Origin of the sequence: Phytohabitans houttuyneae (genome assembly GCF_011764425.1) — a bacterium.
GTDB classification, from domain to species: domain Bacteria; phylum Actinomycetota; class Actinomycetes; order Mycobacteriales; family Micromonosporaceae; genus Phytohabitans; species Phytohabitans houttuyneae.
This window is the reverse complement of sequence record NZ_BLPF01000003.1, coordinates 1-23,706: the sequence shown is the minus strand read 5'-3', so window position 1 is coordinate 23,706 and position 23,706 is coordinate 1. Positions and strand designations below refer to the sequence as shown.

Sequence of the window (23,706 nt, the reverse complement as noted above, 5' to 3'; positions counted from 1 at the left end):
CGAGCAGTCAGTCAGGCGGTCGTGTACTGCGCGGCGGCGGCCGGCACGCCCGTGCCGACGATCGAGGCCAGGATCTCGGCGGCCCGGATCGCGGTGTTGGAGAGCAGCGACGACGTGATGCCGTGCGTGTGCTCGGTGCCGCCCTGCAGGTAGATGCCGGGTCCCAGCGCGGGATCGGTCACCACCCGGTAGTCCCGCCCGACCCGCAGCCGGCCCGCCTCGTCGCGGTCGCACGGGTAGGACGCGAGCAGCGGCCCCGGGTCGGCCGGCCGGTAGCCGGTCGCGTAGACGATCGCGTCGGCGTCGAGCACCGTGCGCTCGCCGGTGGCCAGGGACTCCACTGTGGTCCGTACGCCCGACGGCGTCTCGACGGCGTCCACGACGCGGGAGACGTTGAACAGCCGCAGCCGCTGCGCGCCGAGCACCTTCTCGCGGTAGACCCGCCGGTACAGCTCGTCGATCAGGTCGATGTCGACGACCGAGTAGTTGGTGTTCGCGTGGTAGTCCACAAGGGACTGCTTGACGTGCGGGGGCGCGTCGTAGAAGGCGTCGACCGCGGCGGGGTCGAAGATGCGGTTCGCGAAGGCGCTGTCGTCGGCCGGGCTGTACCCGTACCGCGCGAAGACCGCGCACACCTCGGAGGCCGGGAAGCGGTCGTGGAGGAACGCCACCACCTCGGCCGCGCTCTGCCCCGCCCCCACCACGACGAACCGCTTGCCGGCCTGCAGCTCGGCGGCCCGGCCCAGCAGGTCGCGGTTGTGCCATACGCGGTCGGACGGCACGACACCGGCCGGCAGGTGCGGTCGCAGCCCGGTGGCGAACACGAGGTTGCGGGCGCGGTAGACGCTGACGCCGTCGCGGCTGCGCGCGGTGACGTCCAGGAAGCCGCCCTCGACGGGCTCCACGCTGACCACTTCATGCCCGTAGCAGACGAGGTCGTCCACCTTGGCCGCCGCCCACTCCAGGTAGTCGTGGAACTCGACGCGGAGCGGGAAGAGGTTCTTGTGGTTGATGAAGTCGATCAGGCGGTCCTTGCTGTGCAGGTAGCACAGGAACGAGAACTCGCTGGTCGGGTTGCGGAGGGTCACCAGGTCCTTGAGGAACGAGACCTGCATGGTCGCGTCCTCGATCAGCATGCCCCGGTGCCAGCCGAACCGCGGCTGCCGCTCCAGGAAGACGCCGGTGGTCTTGACCGGCGAGATCGCGTTGTGCTCGGTCAGCGCGATGGCCAGTGCCAGGTTCGACGGCCCGAAGCCGACACCGACGAGGTCGTACACGGGTACCGCCTGCGACATGCCTGCCCCATCACTCGGTTGCGACTTAGGACAGCCTTGCTTAAGTTACCGTGTTAGGCAAGCCTTGCTTAACTGATCACACATGAGGAGGCACATTCATGCGGGTCGTGATGTTCGGGTACCAGACCTGGGGACACCGCACCCTCCAGGCCCTCCTGGAGTCGAGCCACCAGGTTGTCCTGGTGGTGACCCACCCGAAGAGCGACCACGCGTACGAGAAGATCTGGGACGACTCCGTCGCCGAGCTGGCCGACAAGCACGGCGTCCCCGTGGAGATCCGCAGCCGCCCCGACGAGAGCCTTGTCGAGCGGCTGCGCGAGGTGGAGCCGGACGTCATCGTCGCCACCAACTGGCGCACCTGGATCCCGCCCGCGATCTTCCGCCTGCCCCGCCTCGGCACCCTCAACGTGCACGACTCCCTGCTGCCGGCGTACGCCGGTTTCGCGCCGCTGATCTGGGCCTTGATCAACGGGGAGGAGCAGGTCGGCGTGACCGCGCACATGATGGACGAGGACCTGGACGCCGGCGACATCGTGCTCCAGCGCGCGGTGCCGGTCGGGCCGAGCGACACCGCGACCGACCTCTTCCACCGCACGCTCGAACTCTTCGGTCCGATCACAGTGGACGGTCTCGCGCTGATCGCGGGCGGACACACGGACTGGGTGAAGCAGGACCGCTCCAAGGCCAGCTTCTTCCACAAGCGATCCATCGAGGACAGCCGCATCGACTGGAACTGGCCGGCGGCGGACATCGAGCGGCTGGTGCGCGCGCAGTCCGACCCGTACCCGAACGCGTTCACATATCACCGGGGGCAGCGGCTGCGGATCCTCTCGGCGGCGGTCTCCGCCGGCCGCTACGGCGGCACGCCCGGCCGCGTCTTCATCCGCGAAGGCGACGGGGTCGTGATCGTGGCGGGCGCGGACGCCCGATATGGCCGCAACCATGGACTTCTGGTCAAGCGGGTGCGCCTCGAGGACGGCGCCGACCGCACCGCGGTCGAGCATTTCACGTCCATGGGCGGATATCTGACGCAGCATCCGTGATTGCCGCCGGGCGCAAGAATCCCCTAGGGCCGGCCTCCCATAGCTTGACACTTATCTAGGTCTATGTAACAAAGTGGAAACGTAGTCCTAACCGCCGAGGAGGCCGGTATGGGACAGGTTTCGGCACCGAGTGGGCACCTGGTGCGGGTGGCCATCCGCTCGCCCCGGCGCCTGTTCCGCGACACCCTTGCGGTCTGCCTGTCCGGGCAGCCGGAGTTCACGGTCGTCGGGCACGTCTCCGACGACGCCGCCCTGCTCGGGCTCTGCGACCTCTGCGGGCCCGACCTTGTCGTGTACGACGCCGGCACCGGCGTGGGCGAGGCGTTGCGCGCCCTGCGGACGCTGCGCGCCCGCTACAGCCGGCTGCGGCTGGTCGTGATCTACGACCGACTTTCCCCCAGCGACATGTCGGGCAGCCGGCAGGTCGGGGTGGACACGCTGATCCCCTGCTCGCACGGGCTGGACGCGCTGCTCATGCTGCTGCACCAGCACGCCGACGCGCTGCGGTCGGGCACCGCGGTGCCGGTGCCGGGCGGGGTCACCTCGCAGGAACGCGAGATCATCACCCTCACGGCCGCCGGGCATCCGGTCAGCCGGATCGCCGAGCTGCTCAACATGACGCCGTTCGCCGTGGAGAACTGCAAGCGGCGCATCTACCAGAAACTCGCGGTCACCAGCCAGAGCCACGCGATCGCCCGCGCGATCACCCTCGGCCTCGTCAACCGGGCACCGCTGCCCCGACCCCGCGTCTACGCGGCCGGCGGCCTCACGTTGGCTGTCCTTTGTGGACCGGATGTGCCCGCCCGCTACGACGTGGCGGTGGCACTGCTCGCGCAGCACATCCCGTTCGTGACGGACGGCGGCAACGGCGACGAAGGCCTGGACCTGTGGGACCAGGCCGGCTCCGGCACGGTACCGGTGATCCTCGTCGACCCGACGCCCGCCGCCTGGCAGCGCCTCGGCGACGCGCGCGTGCCCATCATGGTGGTCACCTCGCGCCAGATGAGCCGGGGCGAGACGCTGGACGCGCTGGGCCGGGGGCTGTGGCCATCGTCGCGGCCGAGCGGGTCGGCGAGGCGCTGGTGCCGGCGCTCACGCTCGCCGCGGCCGGCCACCTGACCATCGACCCCGCCGCCGCGAACTGGCTGATCGCGGCCGCCGGCAGCCACGCCGGCGAGGCGGAGGGCGGCCTGCCCGAGCTGACGATCCGCGAGGGCGACATCCTGCGCTCCATCGCCGCCGGCCACAGCGTCCGCCAGACCGCGCGGTCGCTGGGCATCGCCGAGAAGACCGTCGAGAACACGCAGGCGCGGCTGTTCCGCAAGCTCGGCGCCCGCAACCGGGCCGGCGCGCTCGCCACCGCGCACGCACTGGGACTGCTCGAACTCCTCGATCCATAGACGCGGGCTACCGCGACGCCCGCCGTGGTCCGGACCGTTGCGCGGGGCCCCCGGGCAAACGTGGAGCGCAGCGGAGCGTTTTCCTGGGGTGCTTTCCCGCGGCGTCACCGTGCGTGATACGCGAGGTCGGACCAGGACGCCCGCTGTGCTCCGGGCCGCGTTCCGGCGGCGGCCGCGCGGTGCCGGCGCAAACGGCCGGCGGCGCGGGGTTCGCCCCGCGCCGCCGGCCGCCCATCGGTGCACGCGCCCGTTAACCAGGCTGCTCGCCCACGGCGAACTGGACCGCGCCGTTGGCGTCCACCGCCGCGTCCAGGGACTTGTCGTCCAAGATGCGGGCGGCCTCCGTCTCGAGAAAGACCCGGGCGCCCGCCTCGTCGCGCACCTCGTCACCGTCCATCGGCTCGGCGGCGAGCGTGAGCATCAGCGCACCCTGCGCCGTGTCTGTGGCGATGCGGAGACCTGCGCCTTCGGGCACCTGCGGTTGCTCGGTGAGGTTACGGATCACCGCAACCGCATTGTCGGTCAGCGTGAGCATCGGAAGCTCCCTCCAGTTCTGCTGCATGCAGCTTCCCGGCCGCCATACCCAGGGATCCGCCCGCCGAACCCGTCTTGACGCCATCGACATGCGCACTTAACGTCTCGAAAAGAACAGCGGACGTCCTATGTCTGATCGTCAACGCGAGTGGAGACCCCATGACCCACGTGACAAGATCGGCTGTCTTACTGCTCGGCGCCGCCCTCGTCGCCACGACCGGCGGCGCCGCCGCGGCCGGCGGCACCGAGCCCGCGAAGGCGCGGTGCGACGCCTCCGTCCCGTACACGTCCGGCACCGACGGGTACAGCGCGTTCCGCATCCCGGCGGTCATCGCCACCCGCTCGGGCGCCCTCCTCGCGTTCGCCGAGGGGCGGGTCGGCGGCCTCGGCGACGCCGGCAACATCGACCTGGTCCTGCGCCGTTCCACCGACGGCGGCTGCACGTGGGGCGCACTCCAGGTGGTCGCCGACAGCGGCGCGAACACGTCCGGCAACCCGGCGCCCGTGGTCACCGCGAGCGGGCGGGTGGTGCTGCTGTCGACGTACAACGGCGGGACCGCGACGGAGGCCGCCATCATGCGCGGCGAGGTGCCGGCCGACCAGAGCCGGCGGGTCTTCGTGCAGGCCAGCGACGACGAGGGGGCGACCTGGTCGGCGCCGCGTGAGATCACCGCGACGGCCAAGGAGGCCAACTGGCGCTGGTACGCGACGGGACCGGTGCACGGCATCCGCCTGGCCCGCGGCCCGCACCGCGACCGGCTGGTCATCCCGGCCAACCACTCGATCGCGCCACCCGCCGGGTCGGCCGACACCGGCACCGAGGCCAAGTACTACGGCGGTCACACCCTCTACAGCGACGACGGCGGCGAGACGTGGGCGATCGGCGCGGTCGACGACAACCCCAACGGGTACCTCAACGTGAACGAGACCACCGTCGCCGAGCTGCCCGACGGCCGGCTGTACCTGAACACGCGCGAGCACAACGGCACCGCGCCGGGCAACCGGGCGGACGCGTACAGCGCGGACGGCGGCGTCACGCTCGAGCTGCCCTACCGGCCGCAGGCGACGCTCGCCGGCCCGGTCGTGCAGGGCAGCGTCCTGCAGCTCGCCGGGCCGGGCGCGCCGCTCGTCTTCGCCGGACCCGCCGACCCGGCCGCCCGCGCGGCGATGACGCTGCGGGTGAGCAACGACCAGGGCGCGACGTGGCGCGCGGTACTCCCGCTGTCGGGGCTGCCCGCCGCGTACTCGGACCTGGTGCAGCTCGGACCGGCCACGCTGGGCGTGTTGTACGAGACAGGCGACTTCGGCGCCAACGAGCGGATAGCCTTCCGCCGGATACCGATCCAGGGCATTCGATAGGGTAACCTCGGACGTCCTATGACCTGACTGACAGCTGACAGACGGAGCACGAATGACCCAGCCGCGGCGGGGAGCCAGCGAAAATCAGCGCGCGCTGCAGGAGGCGATCAAGGAGTTGATCGTGCGGCGTGGCCTGGCCCCTGGCTCCCTGCTGCCGACCGAGACCGAGCTGATGGCCGAGCTCTCGGTCAGCCGCCACCCACTGCGCGAGGCGATCAAGGCGCTGCAGGCGCTCGGCATCGTCGACATCCGCCACGGCCTCGGCACGTACGTGGGGACGCCCTCGTTCTCGCCGCTCGAGGCCGGCCTCACGTTCCACTCACACCTCTCGCTCCGCGGCGACCTGCGCGACATCGGCGACCTCGTGCAGATCCGCGAGGTGCTGGAGACCGGGCTGGTGCGCCAGGTGCTCGCCATGGTCGACACCGCCGACCTGGACACGCTGGAGAGCGCGGTCGCCACGATGGAGCGCGAGGCCGCGGAGGGGCGCTACTCCCCCGAGGCCGACTGGCTGTTCCACAAGACGCTGTACGCGCCGCTGCGCAACGAGCTGATCAGCGACCTGCTGCGCGTGTTCTGGAGCGTGTTCGACAAGGTCAATGCCGAGCTGCCCCGCACCGTCGAAACCCCGCAGGTCGCCGCCGCCGCGCACCGCAACATCCTCAACGCGCTGCGGGACGGCGACGCGCAGGTGCTGACCGCCGCGGTGGCCGACCACTTCAACGACATCCGCGAGCGGATCTCGCGAGTCCCGCGCCGCTAGCGCACCCGGTGCGGGCGTAGCATCGGGCCCGTGAACCGCGGCGAGGTGTGGACCATCGGTGACCGCACCGACCTGCGGTACAGGGTGGTTGTGCTTTCCGGTGACGCGCACAACGAGCGTCCCAACGCCGCGCCGTACTGCGCACCGGTCGTGCGGCAGCGCGGCACGACGGACCTCCCGCCGTTCGCGGTGCCGCTGTCGGAGACCGACCCCGTCTCGGGCGTGGTCGTGGTCAACCGCATGCGCCGCCTCCCGGTCACCTCCGGCGCCGAGCGCCTAGGCATGATCACCGGCGCGAGCCTCTCCCGCGTGGACGACGCGCTACGGAGCCTCTTCGAGCTCTGATCCGCGCCCGCGGTCAGCAGTTCCACATCAGAAGCTCGGTCACGCTGCCCTTCAGGGCGCGCTCCTTCGCCGTCAGGGCTTCGATCGCCGGGTCGCTCACGCCCTCCAGGGTGACGCGTTCGCCGTACAGGCGGCGGTTGTCGTCGCTCAGCGTCGTCGGGTAGCCGTCGGCCGGGCCGGGCAGCGTCGTCGCCCTGCCCTCCGGGCTGATGACCGTCGGGCCGCCGTCGCCGGGCACCGCCGTCCAGCCGGTGGCGTTGACCGCGGTCGCCGGCATCGCCCGTTCCGGCCAGTGGGTGACCTCGCCGGTACGCAGGTCCCAGCGGGCCGGCGCGGTGACCAGCTTGCCGCCGGCGGCGGCCTTGCCCAGCAGGTCGAACAGGCGCTGGTCCTGCTCGGTGCCCTGCGCGCGCGGGGCGACCGGCCGGTCCTCGGGCGGGGTGGTCTCGTCGGGGTGCAGCGCGACCCAGCCAGCGGCCCAGTCGCCGCGGACCGCCAGCGCCTGGCCGGCGGTGGCGCCCGGCGGAAGCTGGAGCGAGCGGCCCGTGCCGTCGACGTGCCAGGCGTACGGCGCGGCGCCCTCACCGCGCGTGCCGACCACCGTGCGGCCGCCGCCGACGCCGGAGCCGCGCACGTCGTTGGGACGGGTGAGCAGCTTCGGGTCGTCGCGGGGCGCGGCCAGCGACCAGGCCACCACCGCAAAACGCACCCCGCGCCACGCCTCGCCGGTCACCTCGCCGTCCTCGTCGATGGACAGCGGCACCCACCACTCGTAGCCGGGCACGCCGCTCAGCTTGGTGACGCGGCCGTCCTGGTAGATCCAGGCCAGCGGACCGCCGTCGTCGGTGGAGGAGGTGCCGACCACGACTCCGGCGGAGTTGACGGCGCGCGGCTGGGCGGGGCTGCCGACGGCGGGCAGCACCTCGGGTTCGCCGTCGGTCCAGCGCACGACGCGCATGCTGCCGTCGGACTGCACGACGCTGGCCGCCGCGTACCGGCCGGTGGGGTCGGCGACCACCTGCCCGGACAGGTAGCCCTTGCCGGCGGGCGCCGCCAGCGCCGACACGGTGCACGCGCTGAACGGGGCGGGTGTCGAGGTGACCGTCTCGCCGATCGGCACGTCCAGCTGGTCGCCGCCGCCGGTGCGGTCGAGTGCCTGCCCCACCACGGCGGTACCGGCGAGGGCGAAGAGGGTGGCCGCGGCGACGGCGGCGTAACGCCGGCGGCGCCGCACCACGGTCCCCGCCGTGATCGCGCGGGCCAGGTCCGCGTGGGCCGGCGGCACCTGAGCGCTCTCCAGCAGCACGCGAACGTCGTCCGCCCGCTCCTCGAACTCTTCGGTCACTCGCTGAATCCCCCACCCTTGCCCGTGCCCACCCCGGCGAGCGGCGCCTCGCCGAGGCGTGCGCGCAGCGTCGCGAGGCCGCGCGCGGTCTGTGCCTTCACGTTTCCGGTGGAGCACCGCATCGCCGCGGCCACGCCCTCCACCGGCATGTCGAGCAGGAAGCGCATGACAAGGACCGTCCGCTGGCCCTTCGGCAGGTCGGCGAGCGCCCGCACCACAAGGTCGCGCTCCTCGACGCCGCTGTCACTTGACGCCCCGCGCTCGGGGGTCGCGGACATCAGCCACACCTTCGACCAGGCCAGCCGCTTCTCGTCGATGTACGCCCGGACCAGCATCCGGTGCACGTACCCGTCGAGGTTGTCGGCGCTCCGCGCACGTTCCCAGTGCACGTACAGCCGGGTGACCGTGGTCTGCACCAGGTCGTCGGCGCGGTGCTCGTCGCCGCACAGCAGGTAGGCGGCGCGGTGCCACCGGGCCAGCCGCGCCGACACGTACTCGACGTACTCGGACGTGCCGTCCGCCCGCATCCAGTGCACTCCTCCCGACAACCCTCACCACGATGACGGTCGAGGGTCACGGCCGGGTTGCGCCCGCGGTCAAGAAAAAGAGCGGGCCCCGTGGTGGGCCCGCTCCTCAGGCGGTCGTCACGCGCCGCAGGCCGCGTTGTTCAGGCGTACCCCGGTGGGGCCGGGCGTCCCGCTGCTGACGAACCCGATCGTCACGCTCGCCCCGGCCGCGAGGCTGGTACCGCCCCACGACGGCGGCGTGGCCGTGACGGTCGTACCGCTCTGCGTGACCGTCGCGTTCCAGCCGCTGTTGATGGTCGCGCCGGCCGGCATCGTCCACGTCGCCGTCCACGGGTTGACCGCCGCGGTGCTGTTGTTTCGCACCGTCACCTCACCCTGGAAGCCGCCGGACCACTGGCTGCTGGTCCGCACGGTCGCGGTGCACGTCGCCGGGCCGCTGGTGCTCGGCGGCGGGCTGGTCGGCGGCGCCGAGGTGGGCGGCGCGGACGTGGGCGGCGGGGACGTGGGCGGCGGGGAGGTCGGGTTGGTACCGCCGAAGTTCACGTCGACGCAGTTGTAGAACGCCTCCGGGCTGTCCGAGCGCTGCCAGATCGAGTAGATGATGTGGCGGCCCTGCTTCGACGGCAGGCGGGCGTCCCAGTAGTACTCCGAACCGGACGGTCCGCCCTGGGTCGGCGGGTTGGTCACCTGGTCGAACGGCGTCGCCTCGAGGTCCGACCACTTCAGCGGCTGGGTCGGGTCGTAGCCGTCCCGGGTGATGTACTGGTACCACGTGCCCGGGTGCGGCGCCCACGCGTTGTAGCGGAACTGCATCGTGCCGCCGGACTGCACCTGGGTGGTGGGCCAGTCGGTGCGGGCCGCGTTGTAGGCGGCGTACTTGGTGGTGCCGCCGCCGCAGAGCTGGCCGTCCGGGATGATCGTGCGGTGCTGGCCCGCGGCGTTGCTCTGCAGGAGCCCGAAGAAGTCCCACAGCGGCTGCTTGCCACCCGCGGCCACGGCGGCCACGCAGGCCGGGTTGGTGGGGTTGAGGTCGCCGCCACCGTTGGCGCGGCCGTCCACATAGCACGCGTACGTGCGGGTGGCCGGCGACACGAACGCGCCGTGCGCCTCCACCGGGCTCGGCTTCAAGAGCAGCGGAACCCCGCTGCCGAGCAGCGCGGCGGCGGCGAGCACCGCCAACCTGCGTCTGGCTTTCACGTCGTTGCCTTTCGTCCTGATGTGCAAAGGTCGTCCAGAAATACTCCTGGGGACGCCCGGACAGGCGAGGGCGCCCACCGGGGGTGCCGCCCGTTCACACCCGAGCCCGGCGCGCCTTCGCGGTCGAGAAAGGCCACTCGCGAAAAATTATTCAATCATGCAAATGCGTCGCTGAACAAACGGGCCCGACCTCCGCAGAGGTCGGGCCCGTCCGCCGGTACTGGGCTCAGTAGCGCGTCTGGCTCTGCGCGTTGAGCTGGTGGAACCGGTTGAACTCAGCGCCGAAGAGCCGCCAGTCCCGCACCTGCAGGACGTCGAGACCCTTCACGATGTCGTTCGAGTAGATGTAGCCGTTGTAGTAGTACGCCGACCAGGAGCCGCCCAGGAGCAGTTCCGTCTCGGAAAGCGGGCCCCGCTCCCAGTACGCGATCTCCTTCGGCCGGGACGAGTTGGTGAAGTCCCAGACGGAGATGCCGCCCTGGTACCAGGCCTGCACCATGACGTCGCGGCCGGGAACCGGGATCAGCGAGCCGTTGTGCGCCACGCAGTTTTCGGTCGCGGCGTTGACCCGGGGGATCTTGAAGTAGCTCTTGAACTGGAGCCGGCGGTGCTTGCCCCAGCCCTGGATGTCGTAGATCGCGTCCGCGCCCTTGGTCGGGCCGACGCTGTCCAGGCACTCCGCGGCGACGCCGCCACCCAGCTCATCGGTGAAGATGACCTTGGTACCGGCGTTGTTGAACGTGGCCGAGTGCCAGAACGCGAAGTTTTCCGTGTCCCGCACCCGCGTGATCACCGAGGGCGCCTCCGGCTTGCTGATGTCCAGCAGGATGCCGTCACCCATGCACGCACCCGCGGCGATGTCCTTCTGCGGGTACGCGGTGATGTCGTGGCAACCGGTCGTCTCGGTGCTGGGCGTGCCCGGCGGGTTGCCGGTGTTGCCCGGGAAGAGGTTCGGCGTCGCCACGACGGCGGCGTCGGCCGGCTTCCGCGTCGGCACCTTGATGATCGAGATGAGGTCGTGCGGCGGCTGGCAGTCCGGCAGCGTGGCCGCCGGGAAGTACGACGAGACGTAGAGGTAGACCGACTTGCGGTCCTTGCCCGGCACCACGGTGTGGGTGTGCGAACCGCAGTTGGTCTCGACGGCCTTCACGTACCGCGGGTTGCGGACGTCGCTGATGTCGAAGATCCGGACGCCCTCCCACGACTCCTTGATCGTCGCAGACTGCGCCGTGCTGCTGCAGGAGTCGTCGCTGCGCGACGAGTCGACCGACATGAAGAGCAGGTTGCCGTAGACGGAGACGTCACCCTGCCCGCCGATGCAGGCGACCTGGCTGACGAGCCTCGGCGAGGCCGGCCGGCTGATGTCGAAGACGGCGAAGCCGTTGAAGTTTCCGGCGAACGCGTACTTGCCCTGGAACGCGATGTCGGAGTTGATGCCCGTGGCGAGCGGGCCGCTCAGCGGCACGTTCGTCACCAGGCGGATGTTGTTGCTGCTGACGATCTCGTCGACGCCGGGAATCTCGTTTGTGGACGGCGACTGGGCACTCGTCGGGGAAGCGGAGGCCGCGACGGCCAGCGTGAGGGCGAACGCGGCCGCCGCGACGGCACTGAGCCGCCGCAACCCTTGTGGGGCGGATCTGAACATGGACATACCCCGTCTTTCAGGCCCTTTCCTCGGCGAAAGGGCGCCAGGTTGGTGCACACCTTACCGAGGCATCGTAACGGTCGATGTGACACCAGTCACTTGGACAGGCACAGTGGCGATATACGATCGCCGGCACCTGGTGGCAGGTGTTTCGGGGAAGGATGAGCAGATGAGCCGTCGCGCGTACGCGATCGTCGCCGCCCTGGTCGTGGCGGTGGCCGGCGTCGCGGTGGCCCTCGGGGTGCGCGCCGCCGGCCCGGACGACGACACGCCCGCGGCGAGCGCGTCACCGAGCCCGACCACGTCGCCGGTACCCGTAATCGTGCCCGGACGTCCCGGCGAGAGCGCGTCGGTGATCCCCTCCGACCAGCTGCCCGCGCCCGACGGCACCCTCTACAACGCCGCCGACACCTTCTTCATGCGGATGATGATCCCGCACCACGCGCAGGCCCTGGAGATGGCCGCCCTCGCCGGCGACCGGGCCGGGCACGCGCAGATCCGCTCCGTCGCCTCCCGCATCACCGCGGCGCAGAAGCCGGAGATCGCCGTCTTCCAGGCGTGGCTGAAGGCGCGCAACCTCAGCGAGACCGAGGACGGCCACAGCCACGCCGGCATGAAGGGGATGCAGCCGCCCGACGCCATGAAGGCGCTGGCCAGCTTGAAGGGCGACGCGTTCGACAAGATGTTCGTGGACATGATGGTCGCCCACCACGAGGGCGCGATCGCGATGGCCACGGACGTGGTGAGCTACGGCCGCGACGAGCGCGTCAACGAGATCGCCACCGGCATCGCCGCCGAGCAGCAGGCCGAGATCGGCCGGATGCGCCAGATCCCCCTGTAGCCCTCCGCTCTCATGATCCACACAGAATCCCCGTTTTTGCTGCCTCGCACGGCAGCTGAGGCAGCGAAAACAGGGATTCTGCTGGGATCTTGACGCGAAACGTCAGCAGCCGACGCGCGTGGTGGACAGGGCGATGTCGTCCAGCAGCACGTCGTACGCCGGCGGCGTGGGGTTGCCCTGGTAGAGCTGCCACCCGATCTTCACGGTGTCGAAGCGGGGAACACGAAGTCCACCGGGTTGCCGCCGTGCTCCGTCGTCGTGACCGTGAGGTCGGGCTGGTGCGCGCCGTCGATCCACACGTCGATGCGGTTGTCGGTCGCGTCCGCGCGCCACTCGACGCACTGCCAGCGGCCCGCCACCGACGGTGCGGACTCGCGCCAGTTGGTCCAGTCGCCGGTGGGGCCGCCGTCGGCGCCGACGCCCCACAGGGCGCGATCGAGCGTGGGCACGTACTGGCCGCCGAGCGGGCGCACGATCTCCGCGCCCTGGCCGGTCGCCTCGACCAGCGTGTAGTGCGCCCAGTCCGGCGCGGTCGGAAACGCGGCCACCCGCAGCCGCACGCGGCCGAAGAAGCTGTTGCCCGGCGCGGCGAAGTCGTCGACCTTGAGGAAGGCGCGGCCGTTGCCCTCGGTGTGCACGTGCAGGACGCGGTCGCCGCGGTGGCGCTCGACGGTCAGGGTGCCGTGTTTGGTGTCTATGCCCACTTGAGGCTGGCGGCGCCGCCGAGCGGCAGCCGTTCGAAATCCTCGCAGAACAGGAAGCGGTCCGTGCACCCACCGCGGGAGTGGGCGGGCGCGGCGGCCGGAGCGGCGAACAGGAGGAGTACACCGGCCGCGGCGGCCGCCAACCTCGTCATCATTTCGATATTCTTACATACGTCAATCTCAACCCGGCAAGGGCTGGACGCCGAACGACGTTCGGCACTGCGGCATGATGCCGACACTTGTCCGGATTTGGTTCGGAACCGCTGGCCGGCGTAGGAGCGCGTGCCTAGCGTCACCGGCATGACGTTCGAGCACGAGCAGCTCACCATCCACAAGGGACAACGCAGCGGACTGCCGGTCGCCATCGCCGTGCACTCGACCACGCGCGGCATGGCGGTCGGCGGGTGCCGGCTCAAGCACTACGCCGACTGGCGCGACGGGGTGGCCGACGTGCTGCGGCTGGCGGAGGCGATGACGTACAAGACGGCCGTCGCCGGCCTCCCCCACGGCGGCGGCAAGACCGTCGTGGCCCTGCCCACCGCGGCGCCGCTGTCCCCGCACGGCGGCGGGAGGTGCTGCTCGACGTGGGCGACGCGGTCGAGTCGCTCGGCGGGCGGTACGGCACGGGGCCTGACGTCGGCACCGGACCGGCCGACATGGTCACGGTCGGCGAGCGGACGCGGTGGGCATTCTGCCGCCCGGCCGAGCACGGCGGCAGCGGCGACTCCTCCGGCCCGACAGCCGAGGGTGTCCTCGCCGCGATCGGCGCGCTGTGCGCGCACCGGTTCGGCAGCGCGGACGTGGCCGGGCTGCGCGTCACGCTGATCGGGCTCGGCAACGTCGGCACCCACCTGGCCAAGGCGCTCAGCTCCGCCGGCGCCACGCTCACCGTGACCGACGTCGACCCCGGCCGCCGCGCGCTGGCGGACGCGGTGGGCGCGACCTGGGTCGCACCGGACGAGGCGGCCACCGCGCCGGGCGACCTTCTCGTGCCGGCCGCGCTGGGCGGGCTGCTGAGCCCCGACGTGGTACCGCTCCTGCGCTGCGCCGCCGTCGCGGGGCCGGCCAACAACCAGCTCACCGGCGAGCACGTCGCCGCCATGCTGCACGAGCGGGCGTGCTCTGGCTGCCCGACCCGGTGGTGAGCGCGGGCGGCGTGATCTACGGGACGGGCGTGGAGCTGCGCGGCCTCTCGCCGGAGGCGGCGCTCGCGGAGGTGCGCGGCATCGGCGCGACGGTCACCCGGATCCTGCGCGCCGGGGGCAGCCCGCACGCCGCGGCGAAGGCGCTCGCGCGGGAGCGCCTCACGGCAGCGTGAGGCCCGCGTCGTGGGCAAGCAGCGCCACCTGTACGCGGTTGTTGAGCTCCAGCTTCGTCAGCACCCGGGACACGTGCGCCTTGACCGTCGCCACGCTCATGAAGAGCTCGCCGCTGATCTCCGCGTTGGACTTGCCGCGGCCGACCGCGACGGCCACCTCGCGTTCCCGCTCGCTCAGCCGGCCGAGCAGCTCCAGCGCATGGCGCCGGCGGCCGTCCGCACCGGTGTCGCTCACGTGGTCGATCAGGCGCCTCGTCACCGCCGGCGACAGCATCGGCTCGCCGATCGCGACCCGCCGGACCGCGCGCAGGATCTCGGCCGGCGGGGTGTCCTTGAGCAGGAAGCCGCTGGCGCCGGCGCGGAGGGCGCGCAGCACGTACTCGTCCGCGTGGAACGTCGTCAGCACGATCACCTCGGGCGCCTCCGGCCGGCGGCGGAGCGCCTCGGTCGCGGCCAGCCCGTCGAGGCGGGGCATCCGGATGTCCATGAGCACGACGTCCGGCGCGTACGAGCGGACGGCGGACGCCACCTCGGCGCCGTCGGACGCCTCGCCCACGACGGCGATGTCGGTCGCGCCGCCGAGGATCATGGCGAGGCCCGCGCGGACGAGCGCGTCGTCGTCCACGATCAGCACCTTGATCGGCGCCTCGCCCGCCGCGTCCGCGCTCACGCCGGCCACGGCAGCCACGCCCACAGCCGGAAGTCGCCGGACGGGGTGCGGCCGTGCTCCAGCCGCCCGCCGGCGAGCGTGGCCCGCTCGGTGAGCCCCACGATGCCGGTGCCGGTGCCCGGGATCTCCGGCCCGGCCGGCACTCCCACCGGCCACGGGTTGCGCACCTCGACCGACAGCCCGTCGCCGGCCGCACCCGTCACGATGACGTCCACAGTGGAACCGTACGCGTGCTTGCGGGCGTTCGTCAGGCCTTCCTGCACGATCCGGTACGCGTTGCGCCCCACCGCCACCGGCACCGCGCCCAGGTCGTCGACCCGGCGGTCGAGCCGCACCCGCATGCCGGCCAGCCGCGACTCGTCGACGAGGCCGGGCAGGTCGGCGAGCGTGGGCTGGGGACGGTCGGGCGCGTCCTCGGCCGGGTCCTCGCGGAGCACCCCGATCACCTCGCGCAGCTCCTGCAGCGCCTCGTGCGCGCTCGCGCGGATCACGCCGGCGGCGCGGGCCACCTCCGCGGGTGGCGCGTCCGGCCGGAACTCCAGCGCGCCCGCGTGCAGGCTCAGCAGCGAGATCCGGTGCGCCAGCACGTCGTGCATCTCGCGGGCGATGCGGGTGCGCTCGGCCTGGCGCGCCTGGGCGACGCGCAGCTGCTGCTCGGACTCGGCGCGGTGGGCGCGGTCGCGCAGCGAGTGGACGAGCTGGCGGCGGGCCCGCACCACGAGGCCCCAGGCGAGCACGAGCGCGGTGATGATCGTGGCCCAGGCGAAGTCGACCCAGAAGCTGCTGCTGCCCCACTCCGGCCGCAGCAGCGGGAAGAGGAAGCCCGTGGCCACGCCGACCACGGCGACGGCGAGCGCGACCACGAAGCGCCGGTGCACCGCCACCGTGAAGAACGCGACGAGCGCCGCGCCGATGCTTGTCGCCGACCAGATGCCGGCGACCGTCACGATCAGGCAGATCGCGACCGGCCACCGGCGGCGCCACCACAGCCCGACGCAGCACAGCACGCCGACGATGAAGTCGATCAGCGTGCGCCCCTCCTGGACGCCCTCCTCGAAGCTGAGCGCGGCCATGCCGACCGCGACCGCCACCGCGAAGAGGAAGAGGAACACGTCCACGACCCAGTCGCGGGCCGTGCGGCGCACCGGCCCGCGGGTCTCCGGGTAGGGTTCGGCCAGAAGCGCGCCCGGCAGCAGCGCGCGATATTCGGGCGTCACCGCACCAACCATGATCAAATGGTACGGCCCGTCGCGTCCGGGAGCATCCGACCAAAGTCGAATACCGCCGGTAGACCTCGGTCGTGCGGGCGAAGACCTCGGTCACCCGCCGCCGACCTCGGGCCGAGGCGCGGGCACCGGCGCCGGCCGCAGGCTGGACGCATGATCAGTGTGGAGCACCTGACCAAGCGGTACGGCACACACACAGCCGTCGACGACGTGTCGTTCCGCTGCGAGACCGGCACCGTGACCGGGTTCCTCGGGCCGAACGGCGCCGGCAAGTCCACGACCATGCGGATGATCTGCGGCCTCACCCCGCCCACCGGCGGCGCGGCGAGCGTGGACGGCGTGCCGTACCGGCGGCTGCCCAACCCGGGCCGCCGCGTCGGCGTACTCCTGGACGCCTCGGCGCAGCACCCGGGCCGCACCGGGCGCGAGACGCTCAGCCTCGCGGCACACGTCATGGGCGTGGACCGCGGCCGGGTCGACGCGCTGCTCGACCTCGTCGGGCTGGACGCGAAAGCGGGACGCAAGCGGGTCCGCCAGTACTCCCTCGGCATGCGCCAGCGCCTCGGCCTGGCACACGCCCTCCTGGGCGACCCCCGCGTGCTCATCCTCGACGAGCCGGCCAACGGCCTGGACCCGGAGGGCATCTTCTGGATGCGCGGGGTGCTGCGCGACTTCGCCGACCGGGGCGGCACCGTGCTGCTCTCCTCGCACCTGCTGCGCGAGGTCGAGGCGGTGGCGGACCGGCTGGTGGTCATCGGGGTGGCCGGATCGTCGCCGACGGCAGCAAGGAGGAGCTGCTGGCCGGCAGCGGCATCCGGGTACGCGGCCTCGAGCCGGACAAGCTGGAGTGGGCGCTCACCACGGCCGGCGTGAGCGCGTCGCGCACCCCGGACGGTGCGTTCCTGGCGCAGGCGGACGCGGAGGCTGTGGGGCGCGCGGCCGCGGAGGCCGGCGTCGTGCTGCTGGAGCTGCGCCCCGCCGACGGCGCCGGCCTGGAGCAGCTCTTCCTCGAACTCACCGCCAACGGAGGCACCCGATGACCGCCACCGCTACCGCCACGCCGACCGTGCCCGCGCCGCACGCCACTGACGCAGGCCGCCCCTCGATCGGCCGGCTCACGCTCGTCGAGCTGCGCAAGATGACCGACACCCGGGCCGGCTTCTGGCTGCTGGCGCTGACCGCGTTCGGGTACGCGGCGCTTGTCGCGGTCATGTTCTTCGCCGCCGAGCCGCCGGACCAGACGTTCTACGGCTTCTTCCAGATCACGCTGCTCCCCTCCGGCGTGCTGCTGCCGGTCATCGGCATCCTCGCGGTGACCGGCGAGTGGACGCAGCGGGGCGCGCTCACGACGTTCACGCTGGTGCCCGAGCGGGAGCGGGTGGCCGCCGCCAAGCTGCTCGCCGGCGTGGTGCTGGCCGGCGCCTCCGTCGTGGCGGGGCTGCTCTTCGCCGCGCTGGGCAACGTGGCCGGCGTCGCGTTCGCCGACGGGGACGGCAGCTGGCAGCTCACCGCGGGCGAGCTGGGCAGCGCGGTGCTGTTCCAGATCATCAACATCACCATGGGCGTGGCGTTCGGCATGCTGCTGATGAACTCGCCGCTCGCGATCGTCCTGTACTTCCTGCTCCCGACCGTGTGGAGCATGCTCACCGGCCTGATCGACGCGCTCAGGACGCCGGCCGAGTGGCTCGACCTCAACGTGACGTCGATGCCGCTGACCGAAAACGCGATGTCCGGTTCGGACTGGCCGAAGCTCGCCGCCTCCGTGGGGCTGTGGGTGGTCGTACCACTGGTGGCTGGTTTGGCGCGACTGCTGCGGCGCGAGGTGTCGTAGGCGGTACTTCGGGCGCGCCGCAGGCGGTATACAAGGGGAATGGCTGCTGACGGCGTACCCGCTCACATGTCCGAGGCGGCGGAGGCGCTGCTTTCCGCGATGGGCGGGGAGCAGCGCTCTCTCGCGTCACGGCCCTTCGACGACGAGGCCGCGCGGCGGTGGATCGAGTACCGCCCGCGCGCCCGCCCCGGCGCCTGCCTGGCCGACCTCGACCGCACCGCGCGCAAGGCCGCGCACCGGCTGCTGGCGACCGCGTTGAGCCCGCCGGCGTACGCGCAGGCGATGGCGATCGTCGCGCTGGAGGAGGTGCTCGACCGCGAGGAGGAGTGGGCGCGGGGCCGGCACAGCAACGACTACTGGGTGGCGGTCTTCGGCGAGCCGGGGCCGGACACCGAGTGGGGCTGGCGCTTCGAGGGCCACCACATCTCGGTGAGCATGACCGTCGCCGACGGCGTCGTCTCCCCCGCGCCGATCTTCCTGGGCGCCAACCCGCACCGCGTCGGGTACGCCGGCCGCACCGTCCTGCGCCCCTCGCCGCCGAGGAGGACCTGGCCCGCGCACTGCTGGAGGCGATGTCCGCCGCCGACCGCCGGGCCGCCGTCGTCGCCGACCACGCGCCGGGCGACATCCGCACCGCCACCAGCGCGTCGGCGGGCGACCCGATCGAGCCGCGCGGCGTGGCCGCCAGCCGCCTGGGACCGGGCGCGCGGGCCGCGCTGGACCGCCTGGTCACGCTGTATTTGGACCGCATGCGGCCGGAGCTGGCCGGGCGGGAGTACGCGCGGATCGCGAGCGGCGAGCAGTGGTTCGCCTGGGAGGGCCCGACCCGCCCGGGCGGCCGCCACTACTACCGGGTGCAGGGCGAGGATCTGCTGATCGAGTACGACAACACCAGCGACGACGGCAACCACGCCCACACGGTGCTGCGCCGCCCGCACGGCGAGTTCGGCGCCGACGTGCTGGCCGCCCACCGCGCCTCCACCCACCACCATTAGCCAGAGATTTCGAGCTGCCGCGATGTCCGCGGTGGTCCGGACCGTTGCTCCCGCGGCCTCACCCTCCGCGGGAGCGCGGGCTTGCCGCGCGGACCTGGCAGCGGAGGCCGGGGGATCTCGGCGAGCGCCAAGCTCGCCGCCGGCCGCAGCGGTGCCCGCGGGAGCGTGCGGTCCGCAGGTGAGGCGGGCGGGGCAGATCGGCTTTGGAAAGGGCCTTACGGCACGGAGCGGCGGGCGGCGGCCTGGGACCACTCGAGCAGCAGGAGGGTCGCGTCGTCGGACGGCGGGCCGCCCTGGTGGTCGCGGACCGCGTGCGAGATCCGGCGCACGGTCTCGGCGATGGGAAGGCCGTCCTCGGCGTGGCGCTCGACGAGGTCGACGAGGCGTTCGAGGCCGAAGAGCGCGCCGTGCTCGTCGCGCGCCTCGGTGACGCCGTCGGAGTAGAAGAGGATGCGGTCGCCGGGCTCGAGGCGCTCCTGGGCGACCGGGGTGGGCGCGGGCACGCCGAGCGGGGTGCGGCGGCCGCCGGCCAGCGCGCGGACGGCCTTGCCGCGGCGCAGCAGCACGGGCGGCGGGTGGCCGGCGCCGACGTAGCGCAGGCGGCCGGCCTTGAGGTCGAACTCGCCGAGCACCGCCGTCACGAAGCGCGAGTCGGTGAACTGCGACTTCAGCGCCGTGTCCACCGCCTCCGCCACCCCGGCGAGGTCGGCGCCGGCGCGGCGGCTGGCGCGGCTGGCGCCGAGCGCGACGGCGGTGGTGAGCGCGGCGGGCATGCCTTTGCCGACGCCGTCGTACACGGCGAAGCGCGCCAGGCCGTCGTCCACTGTGTAGTCGAAGGCGTCGCCACCCACCTCGTAGCAGGGCTCCAGGACGGCCGCGAGGACGAAGTGGTCGGTGGCGAACGTGAGCGGCGGCAGCAGCTGCCACAACAGCTCGGCGGCCGGCGTCATGGGGCGGGAGCGGCGAGCCTTGGCGATCGCGTCGCCGTACGAGGTCATCGACGTGATCATGTGCCCGATCAGGCCGGCGAGCAGCCGCGCGCCGGCGACGGTCTCGGGCGCGGTGGGGTCGGTGCCGGCGGGCACGCGGACTTCGAGGACGCCGATGCGCTCGGTGCCGTTGACGATCGGCATCCACACGCCCGGCTCCGCGCCGTGCCTGATCAGCGGCGTCAGCGTCATGAACGCGCGCCCCGCGATCGACCCGCCGACCGGGAGCGGCTCGGGCAGCGGCGCGTCCGGGTCGACGGCCAGATCGCGGGTCAGGGCGCGCAGCCGTTCCTGCTCGTGGTCGACGAGGTGGATCGTGACGCCCATGCCGGCGCGCGCGGCCGAGTCCTGGACGATCGCGGCGAGCCCGCTGGGCCCGACGAAGTGGGCGACGTCGATCAGCTCGGCGAGGAGGCTGTGCCACACCACCACCGGGGGCGGCACCGTCATGCCGCCCCGGGCAGCCCGAACAGTGGTGCCACCCCGGTGATCTGCAGAACCTCCAGGACGATGCGGCGGGGGTCGCGCACGTAGAGCTGCACGCCGCGGCGCTGGGCCGCCTCCCTGCCGCGCAGCAGCGCGCGGACGCCGCTGGAGTCCAGGAACGGCACCGCCGACAGGTCCACCACGACGTCACGCTGCGGGCCGTCGAGCGCGGTCTCGATCTCCGCGACGACCTTCTCCTCGGCCTGCATGTCGAGGTCGCCTTCGAGATAGATCACGGCGGCCCCACCAGCCTCGTCCACACCGCCTTGTGCGAGCGTCATCGAGCCCTCCTAAGCCGTGATCAAGTCTCATTTACCCCCGACTCGCCATTCTCACACCCTCCCCGTGCCTCTCGACAAGGGTCGCGTGAGGTAACTACCCTACCGTTCATGAGTCCTTACACAACCGGGCCGGCGGCAGCCTGGCAGGAGAGCTGGGATCGCCAGCAGGAGGCGTACATGCCGGACCGCGAGGAGCGCTTCGCCGCCCTCCTCGACACGGTGGACGCGGTCACCGCCGGCCGCCCACCCCGCGTCCTCGACCTGGCCGGCGGCACCGGCTCGATCTCGTTGCGGCTGCTGCGGCGCTTTCCCGAGGCCAGCACCACCCTCCTCGACCTCGACCCGGTGCTCCGCCACATCGCGGCCGGCACGCTGGGGGGTCGCGCCACGGTGGTGACGGCCGACCTGCGCGCCGGCGACTGGGTGGCCGCCCTCCCCCACCGCGAGTTCGACGCGGTGCTGACCGCGACGGCGCTGCACTGGCTGGACCCCACCCGCCTGGCCGCCCTCTACGGCGAGATCCGCGAGGTCCTGCGCCCGGGCGGCGTGTTCGTCAACGCCGACCACATGCCCGACGACGGCCTGCCCGGCCTGTCGAAGCGGCTGGGCGAGCGCGCGGACGCCCAACGCCACGCGCGGTACGCGGCCGGCGCGGCCCTGTCGTGGGCCGACTGGTGGGACCGGGTGGCGGCGGACGCGGAGCTGGGGCCGCTGGTGATCGAGCGCAAGCGCCTCTTCACAGAGCACCACAGCTCGGAGTGGACGCCCCCGGTGTCCTGGCACGTGGAGGCGCTGCGCGCCGCCGGCTACGCCGAGGTGGGGCTGGTGTGGCGCGGCGCCAGGGACGCCGCGGTCGCGGCTGTCAACGCCTGAGGCGGTGACCCCGCTGGTTCGCCGGGTGCCCCGGCGAACCAGCGCCGACACCGGTCGCCAGCGCCAGCCAGGGACGGTGCACGATCTCACCGGCTTCGAGCCTGGCCTCGATCGCGCCGGGGTCGAGCAGCTGCTCGGTGATCACCCGATAGAGGGCGGCGGGCTGGGGCAGGTTTTTGATGTCCCGCACGGTCCTGTCCACGACCCCGGACCTGAATGTGAGCCTGCCGTAGTTGAGGATCCGCCCCGCGGGGGTCTGCAGGCATCTCAGCTCCGCGGCCAGCGACAGCGGTGCCGCTCCGAGCACCGGCGCGCGGATTCCGGAGACGACGATCAGCCGCTGGTCCGTCACGACGAAACGGTTGCAGTACCAGGACAGCAGCCGCCAGCCGAACAGCAGCGCACCGGCGGCCACGGTCACGACGGCGCCGCCGGCGAAGACGAGCCAGCCGCCACCGCTCAGGACGCCGACCAGCAGGCCGGCCGATCCGACCGCGGCGACCGGCCCCCACAGGGACCTGCCCACGAGGTCGACCCAGTGGCGGCGCCACTCGCCGCGGATGACCTCACCGGGCAGCAGGCATGCCTCGACGTCGAACCGGGGGTCGCCGTGGCCGCTCTCCCTGAGCAGGGCGAGGACGTCGACCAGGAACGCCAGGCGGCGCGGCCGCACGCCGCCGGCACCGAACGCCCCGGCGATCGCCGGCGCGGACCGGAGCAGGCCGGCGGAGAACCGGATGCCGCGCCACAAGCGGGTGATCGGCAGGGCCTCGGCGCCACGGATGATGTGGTGCAGCTCCCCCTCCCATGCCTCCAGGTGCTCGCGGCGCAACTGCGCGGGCAGCCTGCGGCCGGCCAGCTTCAGCAGCCACCGGGGCAACCGGTCGAGCCGGCCGCGCACCTCCTCGCTCAGCAGGTCGCCGAGCGCGGTGCCGACCACGATGAGCAGGGCCCCACCGACCGCGGCGTACAGCACGCTCATGCCACACCACCCGCTGGCCGGAGCGCGCCGCGGGTCCGGGCGGGAGCCGTCTGGCGGTGCAGGGTCTCGACCTCACGGCCGGCTCGCACGACGCCGTCCGGGCTCAGGCGGTACCACCGGCGGGGCGGCCGTCCCACCACCCGCGGGTCGACCTGCTCCATCTCCGTCTCGAGCCAGCCACCCGCCTGGAGCTTGGCGAGCATCGGGTAGAGCTTTCCGCTCGGGAAGCCGGTGATCTTCATCAGCTCGTAGCCATACCGCTGCTCGCGAACGTCTGTCAGGAACACCTGCAGCAGCAGCACGACGTCGCGGGTGACTCGGAACGCGGCCATAGCTAAAAGTTTTACATAGCCTCTACGCAACGCAACCGGCCGTGCGCTCCGCGCGAATTCGGGTCACATATTGATCATGTGGCCGGCCAGGCCGTGGATGGCTTCCTTCACGGCTTCGCCCAGGGTGGGGTGGGCGTGTACGTTGCGGGCCACCTCGTGCACGGTCAGGTCCCACTGCTGGGCGAGCGTCAGCTCGGGCAGCAGCTCGGTCACGTCCGGGCCGATCAGGTGGGCGCCGAGCAGCTCGCCGTACCGGGCGTCGCTCAGCACCTTCACGAAGCCGGCCGTGTCGCCGAGGCCGTTGGACTTGCCGTTCGCCGTGAAGGGGAACTTCGCCACGCGCACGTCGAAGCCCTTCTCCCGGGCCTGCGCCTCCGTCCAGCCGAAGCTGGCGATCTGGGGCTGGCAGTACGTGGCGCGCGGGATCATCACGTAGTCGAGCTCCATCGTCTCGGCGCCGGCGATCGTCTCGGCCGCCACGATGCCCATCGACTCGGCCGCGTGCGCCAGCATCAGCTTGGCGGTCACGTCGCCGATCGCGTAGATGTGCGGCACGTTCGTGCGGCAGCGGCCGTCGATGTCGATGGCGCCCCGCTCGGTGAGGCGCACGCCGGTGTTTTCCAGCCCGTAACCCTCGACGCGGGGCTGGAAGCCGATCGCCTGCAGCACCTTGTCCGCCTCGAGCACCTGCTGCTGGCCGTCTTTCGACACCGTGACCCGCACGC

28 protein-coding genes and 2 pseudogenes are annotated in these 23,706 nt (G+C 72.4%); 15 read left to right on the top strand and 15 right to left on the bottom strand.

The features are described from left to right. Positions 1-11 precede the first annotated feature (11 nt). On the bottom strand, positions 12-1,295 hold the full coding sequence (locus Phou_RS35130) for a lysine N(6)-hydroxylase/L-ornithine N(5)-oxygenase family protein (RefSeq protein WP_173065141.1): 1,284 nt from the start codon (positions 1,293-1,295) through the stop codon (positions 12-14). A 98-nt stretch (positions 1,296-1,393) separates the two neighbouring features. On the opposite strand from Phou_RS35130, the gene Phou_RS35125 reads away from it, so the two are divergent. From Phou_RS35125 to Phou_RS35115, 3 genes are all read left to right on the top strand, one after another. Next, entirely contained in the window at positions 1,394-2,338 is a 945-nt protein-coding gene (locus Phou_RS35125) for a methionyl-tRNA formyltransferase (RefSeq protein WP_173065138.1), read from the top strand. A gap of 108 nt (positions 2,339-2,446) precedes the next feature. Further along, positions 2,447-3,457: a response regulator transcription factor gene (locus Phou_RS35120; RefSeq protein ID WP_173065135.1), complete on the top strand. Its 1,011-nt coding sequence runs from the start codon at positions 2,447-2,449 to the stop codon at positions 3,455-3,457. Beyond that, a complete protein-coding gene (locus Phou_RS35115) occupies positions 3,382-3,738 on the top strand; it encodes a LuxR C-terminal-related transcriptional regulator (protein WP_173065132.1) in 357 nt (118 codons plus the stop codon). Before Phou_RS35120 ends, Phou_RS35115 begins: the two co-directional genes overlap by 76 nt. A 250-nt stretch (positions 3,739-3,988) precedes the next feature. Here the strand turns inward: Phou_RS35115 and Phou_RS35110 are convergent, their stop codons facing one another. Continuing rightward, positions 3,989-4,273, bottom strand: coding sequence for an adhesin (locus Phou_RS35110; protein WP_173065129.1), 285 nt, complete (start codon positions 4,271-4,273; stop codon positions 3,989-3,991). A 158-nt stretch (positions 4,274-4,431) separates the two neighbouring features. Here Phou_RS35110 and Phou_RS35105 point away from each other — a divergent pair, with 158 nt between their 5' ends. The 3 genes from Phou_RS35105 to Phou_RS35095 are packed head-to-tail and all read left to right on the top strand — an operon-like array spanning position 4,432 to position 6,739. Further along, positions 4,432-5,631 (top strand): sialidase family protein, encoded by a 1,200-nt coding sequence (locus Phou_RS35105; RefSeq protein WP_173065126.1) that lies wholly within the window; start codon positions 4,432-4,434, stop codon positions 5,629-5,631. Positions 5,632-5,683: 52 nt separating this feature from the next. Further along, entirely contained in the window at positions 5,684-6,394 is a 711-nt protein-coding gene (locus Phou_RS35100) for a FadR/GntR family transcriptional regulator (RefSeq protein WP_173065123.1), read from the top strand. A gap of 30 nt (positions 6,395-6,424) precedes the next feature. Continuing rightward, positions 6,425-6,739: a type II toxin-antitoxin system PemK/MazF family toxin gene (locus Phou_RS35095; protein WP_173065120.1), complete on the top strand. Its 315-nt coding sequence runs from the start codon at positions 6,425-6,427 to the stop codon at positions 6,737-6,739. A gap of 13 nt (positions 6,740-6,752) precedes the next feature. On the opposite strand, the gene Phou_RS35090 is transcribed toward Phou_RS35095, so the two are convergent. The 4 genes from Phou_RS35090 to Phou_RS35075 all read right to left on the bottom strand — a co-directional run bounded on the left by Phou_RS35090 (position 6,753) and on the right by Phou_RS35075 (position 11,453). Beyond that, positions 6,753-8,084 carry a hypothetical protein gene (locus Phou_RS35090; RefSeq protein ID WP_173065117.1) on the bottom strand — a complete coding sequence of 444 codons (1,332 nt, stop codon included), beginning with the start codon at positions 8,082-8,084 and terminating at the stop codon, positions 6,753-6,755. Next, positions 8,081-8,611, bottom strand: a complete 531-nt coding sequence (locus Phou_RS35085) for a SigE family RNA polymerase sigma factor (protein WP_173065114.1) — start codon at positions 8,609-8,611, stop codon at positions 8,081-8,083. Before Phou_RS35085 ends, Phou_RS35090 begins: the two co-directional genes overlap by 4 nt. A 117-nt stretch (positions 8,612-8,728) precedes the next feature. Continuing rightward, entirely contained in the window at positions 8,729-9,808 is a 1,080-nt protein-coding gene (locus Phou_RS35080) for a lytic polysaccharide monooxygenase auxiliary activity family 9 protein (protein ID WP_173065111.1), read from the bottom strand. Positions 9,809-10,034: 226 nt separating this feature from the next. After that, on the bottom strand, positions 10,035-11,453 hold the full coding sequence (locus Phou_RS35075) for an LVIVD repeat-containing protein (RefSeq protein ID WP_173065108.1): 1,419 nt from the start codon (positions 11,451-11,453) through the stop codon (positions 10,035-10,037). Positions 11,454-11,622: 169 nt separating this feature from the next. Here Phou_RS35075 and Phou_RS35070 point away from each other — a divergent pair, with 169 nt between their 5' ends. After that, complete coding sequence (locus Phou_RS35070; protein WP_173065105.1) at positions 11,623-12,294, top strand: DUF305 domain-containing protein; 672 nt, start codon at positions 11,623-11,625, stop codon at positions 12,292-12,294. Between the two features lie 200 nt (positions 12,295-12,494). Here the strand turns inward: Phou_RS35070 and Phou_RS35065 are convergent, their stop codons facing one another. Next, complete coding sequence (locus Phou_RS35065; RefSeq protein WP_218579413.1) at positions 12,495-12,998, bottom strand: hypothetical protein; 504 nt, start codon at positions 12,996-12,998, stop codon at positions 12,495-12,497. Continuing rightward, positions 12,989-13,153, bottom strand: coding sequence for a hypothetical protein (locus tag Phou_RS51550; protein WP_218579412.1), 165 nt, complete (start codon positions 13,151-13,153; stop codon positions 12,989-12,991). The genes Phou_RS35065 and Phou_RS51550 overlap by 10 nt, the downstream gene beginning before the upstream one ends. A gap of 145 nt (positions 13,154-13,298) precedes the next feature. On the opposite strand from Phou_RS51550, the pseudogene Phou_RS55820 reads away from it, so the two are divergent. The 3 genes and pseudogenes from Phou_RS55820 to Phou_RS51535 all read left to right on the top strand — a co-directional run. After that, positions 13,299-13,472: pseudogene (locus Phou_RS55820) on the top strand (amino acid dehydrogenase); the annotation flags it as partial. Between the two features lie 98 nt (positions 13,473-13,570). Next, positions 13,571-14,143: a Rossmann-fold NAD(P)-binding domain-containing protein gene (locus Phou_RS53515; RefSeq protein ID WP_246274118.1), complete on the top strand. Its 573-nt coding sequence runs from the start codon at positions 13,571-13,573 to the stop codon at positions 14,141-14,143. After that, entirely contained in the window at positions 14,116-14,316 is a 201-nt protein-coding gene (locus Phou_RS51535; RefSeq protein WP_218579409.1) for a Rossmann-fold NAD(P)-binding domain-containing protein, read from the top strand. The genes Phou_RS53515 and Phou_RS51535 overlap by 28 nt, the downstream gene beginning before the upstream one ends. On the opposite strand, the gene Phou_RS35055 is transcribed toward Phou_RS51535, so the two are convergent. Together Phou_RS35055 and Phou_RS35050 are read right to left on the bottom strand one after the other, a co-directional pair. Further along, complete coding sequence (locus Phou_RS35055; RefSeq protein ID WP_173068746.1) at positions 14,303-14,905, bottom strand: response regulator; 603 nt, start codon at positions 14,903-14,905, stop codon at positions 14,303-14,305. The genes Phou_RS51535 and Phou_RS35055 overlap by 14 nt on opposite strands. 77 nt (positions 14,906-14,982) lie before the next feature. Continuing rightward, a complete protein-coding gene (locus tag Phou_RS35050) occupies positions 14,983-16,215 on the bottom strand; it encodes a sensor histidine kinase (RefSeq protein ID WP_173065102.1) in 1,233 nt (410 codons plus the stop codon). Between the two features lie 150 nt (positions 16,216-16,365). Here Phou_RS35050 and Phou_RS35045 point away from each other — a divergent pair, with 150 nt between their 5' ends. The 4 genes and pseudogenes from Phou_RS35045 (at position 16,366) to Phou_RS35035 (ending at position 19,038) form a co-directional block, all read left to right on the top strand. After that, positions 16,366-17,085, top strand: a complete 720-nt coding sequence (locus Phou_RS35045) for an ATP-binding cassette domain-containing protein (protein WP_503827013.1) — start codon at positions 16,366-16,368, stop codon at positions 17,083-17,085. Further along, positions 16,980-17,252: a DUF8746 domain-containing protein gene (locus Phou_RS56215; protein WP_503827016.1), complete on the top strand. Its 273-nt coding sequence runs from the start codon at positions 16,980-16,982 to the stop codon at positions 17,250-17,252. Before Phou_RS35045 ends, Phou_RS56215 begins: the two co-directional genes overlap by 106 nt. Further along, entirely contained in the window at positions 17,249-18,043 is a 795-nt protein-coding gene (locus tag Phou_RS35040) for an ABC transporter permease (RefSeq protein ID WP_173065099.1), read from the top strand. The genes Phou_RS56215 and Phou_RS35040 overlap by 4 nt, the downstream gene beginning before the upstream one ends. 39 nt (positions 18,044-18,082) lie before the next feature. Then, a pseudogene (locus Phou_RS35035) lies at positions 18,083-19,038 on the top strand (DUF3500 domain-containing protein). A 215-nt stretch (positions 19,039-19,253) separates the two neighbouring features. Here Phou_RS35035 and Phou_RS35030 read toward each other — a convergent pair. Next, positions 19,254-20,477: a PP2C family protein-serine/threonine phosphatase gene (locus tag Phou_RS35030; protein ID WP_173065096.1), complete on the bottom strand. Its 1,224-nt coding sequence runs from the start codon at positions 20,475-20,477 to the stop codon at positions 19,254-19,256. Next, positions 20,474-20,794 (bottom strand): STAS domain-containing protein, encoded by a 321-nt coding sequence (locus Phou_RS35025; protein WP_173065093.1) that lies wholly within the window; start codon positions 20,792-20,794, stop codon positions 20,474-20,476. The genes Phou_RS35030 and Phou_RS35025 overlap by 4 nt, the downstream gene beginning before the upstream one ends. A 108-nt stretch (positions 20,795-20,902) precedes the next feature. Here Phou_RS35025 and Phou_RS35020 point away from each other — a divergent pair, with 108 nt between their 5' ends. Then, positions 20,903-21,667, top strand: a complete 765-nt coding sequence (locus Phou_RS35020; RefSeq protein WP_173065090.1) for a class I SAM-dependent methyltransferase — start codon at positions 20,903-20,905, stop codon at positions 21,665-21,667. Here the strand turns inward: Phou_RS35020 and Phou_RS35015 are convergent. The 3 genes from Phou_RS35015 to Phou_RS35005 all read right to left on the bottom strand — a co-directional run. Continuing rightward, positions 21,657-22,649 carry a PH domain-containing protein gene (locus Phou_RS35015; RefSeq protein WP_173065086.1) on the bottom strand — a complete coding sequence of 331 codons (993 nt, stop codon included), beginning with the start codon at positions 22,647-22,649 and terminating at the stop codon, positions 21,657-21,659. The genes Phou_RS35020 and Phou_RS35015 overlap by 11 nt on opposite strands. Continuing rightward, on the bottom strand, positions 22,646-22,981 hold the full coding sequence (locus tag Phou_RS35010) for a PadR family transcriptional regulator (protein WP_173065083.1): 336 nt from the start codon (positions 22,979-22,981) through the stop codon (positions 22,646-22,648). Before Phou_RS35010 ends, Phou_RS35015 begins: the two co-directional genes overlap by 4 nt. A gap of 63 nt (positions 22,982-23,044) precedes the next feature. Then, on the bottom strand, positions 23,045-23,706 hold a 662-nt coding region (locus Phou_RS35005; RefSeq protein ID WP_173065079.1), incomplete at its 5' end, for an oxidoreductase dimerization domain-containing protein.

Bases quoted from the DNA above. Each gene is read 5' to 3' on its own strand.
- Phou_RS35120 (WP_173065135.1), top strand. From the start codon at position 2,447: ATGGGACAGGTTTCGGCACCGAGTGGGCACCTGGTGCGGGTGGCCATC.
- Phou_RS35025 (WP_173065093.1), bottom strand. From the start codon at position 20,794: ATGACGCTCGCACAAGGCGGTGTGGACGAGGCTGGTGGGGCCGCCGTG.
- Phou_RS35045 (WP_503827013.1), top strand. From the start codon at position 16,366: ATGATCAGTGTGGAGCACCTGACCAAGCGGTACGGCACACACACAGCC.
- Phou_RS35125 (WP_173065138.1), top strand. From the start codon at position 1,394: ATGCGGGTCGTGATGTTCGGGTACCAGACCTGGGGACACCGCACCCTC.
- Phou_RS35100 (WP_173065123.1), top strand. From the start codon at position 5,684: ATGACCCAGCCGCGGCGGGGAGCCAGCGAAAATCAGCGCGCGCTGCAG.
- Phou_RS35040 (WP_173065099.1), top strand. From the start codon at position 17,249: ATGACCGCCACCGCTACCGCCACGCCGACCGTGCCCGCGCCGCACGCC.
- Phou_RS35110 (WP_173065129.1), bottom strand. From the start codon at position 4,273: ATGCTCACGCTGACCGACAATGCGGTTGCGGTGATCCGTAACCTCACC.
- Phou_RS35020 (WP_173065090.1), top strand. From the start codon at position 20,903: ATGAGTCCTTACACAACCGGGCCGGCGGCAGCCTGGCAGGAGAGCTGG.
- Phou_RS35130 (WP_173065141.1), bottom strand. From the start codon at position 1,295: ATGTCGCAGGCGGTACCCGTGTACGACCTCGTCGGTGTCGGCTTCGGG.
- Phou_RS35010 (WP_173065083.1), bottom strand. From the start codon at position 22,981: ATGGCCGCGTTCCGAGTCACCCGCGACGTCGTGCTGCTGCTGCAGGTG.
- Phou_RS35070 (WP_173065105.1), top strand. From the start codon at position 11,623: ATGAGCCGTCGCGCGTACGCGATCGTCGCCGCCCTGGTCGTGGCGGTG.
- Phou_RS35030 (WP_173065096.1), bottom strand. From the start codon at position 20,477: ATGACGGTGCCGCCCCCGGTGGTGGTGTGGCACAGCCTCCTCGCCGAG.
- Phou_RS35050 (WP_173065102.1), bottom strand. From the start codon at position 16,215: ATGGTTGGTGCGGTGACGCCCGAATATCGCGCGCTGCTGCCGGGCGCG.
- Phou_RS35105 (WP_173065126.1), top strand. From the start codon at position 4,432: ATGACCCACGTGACAAGATCGGCTGTCTTACTGCTCGGCGCCGCCCTC.
- Phou_RS35085 (WP_173065114.1), bottom strand. From the start codon at position 8,611: ATGCGGGCGGACGGCACGTCCGAGTACGTCGAGTACGTGTCGGCGCGG.
- Phou_RS51550 (WP_218579412.1), bottom strand. From the start codon at position 13,153: ATGATGACGAGGTTGGCGGCCGCCGCGGCCGGTGTACTCCTCCTGTTC.
- Phou_RS35075 (WP_173065108.1), bottom strand. From the start codon at position 11,453: ATGTTCAGATCCGCCCCACAAGGGTTGCGGCGGCTCAGTGCCGTCGCG.
- Phou_RS35015 (WP_173065086.1), bottom strand. From the start codon at position 22,649: ATGAGCGTGCTGTACGCCGCGGTCGGTGGGGCCCTGCTCATCGTGGTC.
- Phou_RS35055 (WP_173068746.1), bottom strand. From the start codon at position 14,905: ATGATCCTCGGCGGCGCGACCGACATCGCCGTCGTGGGCGAGGCGTCC.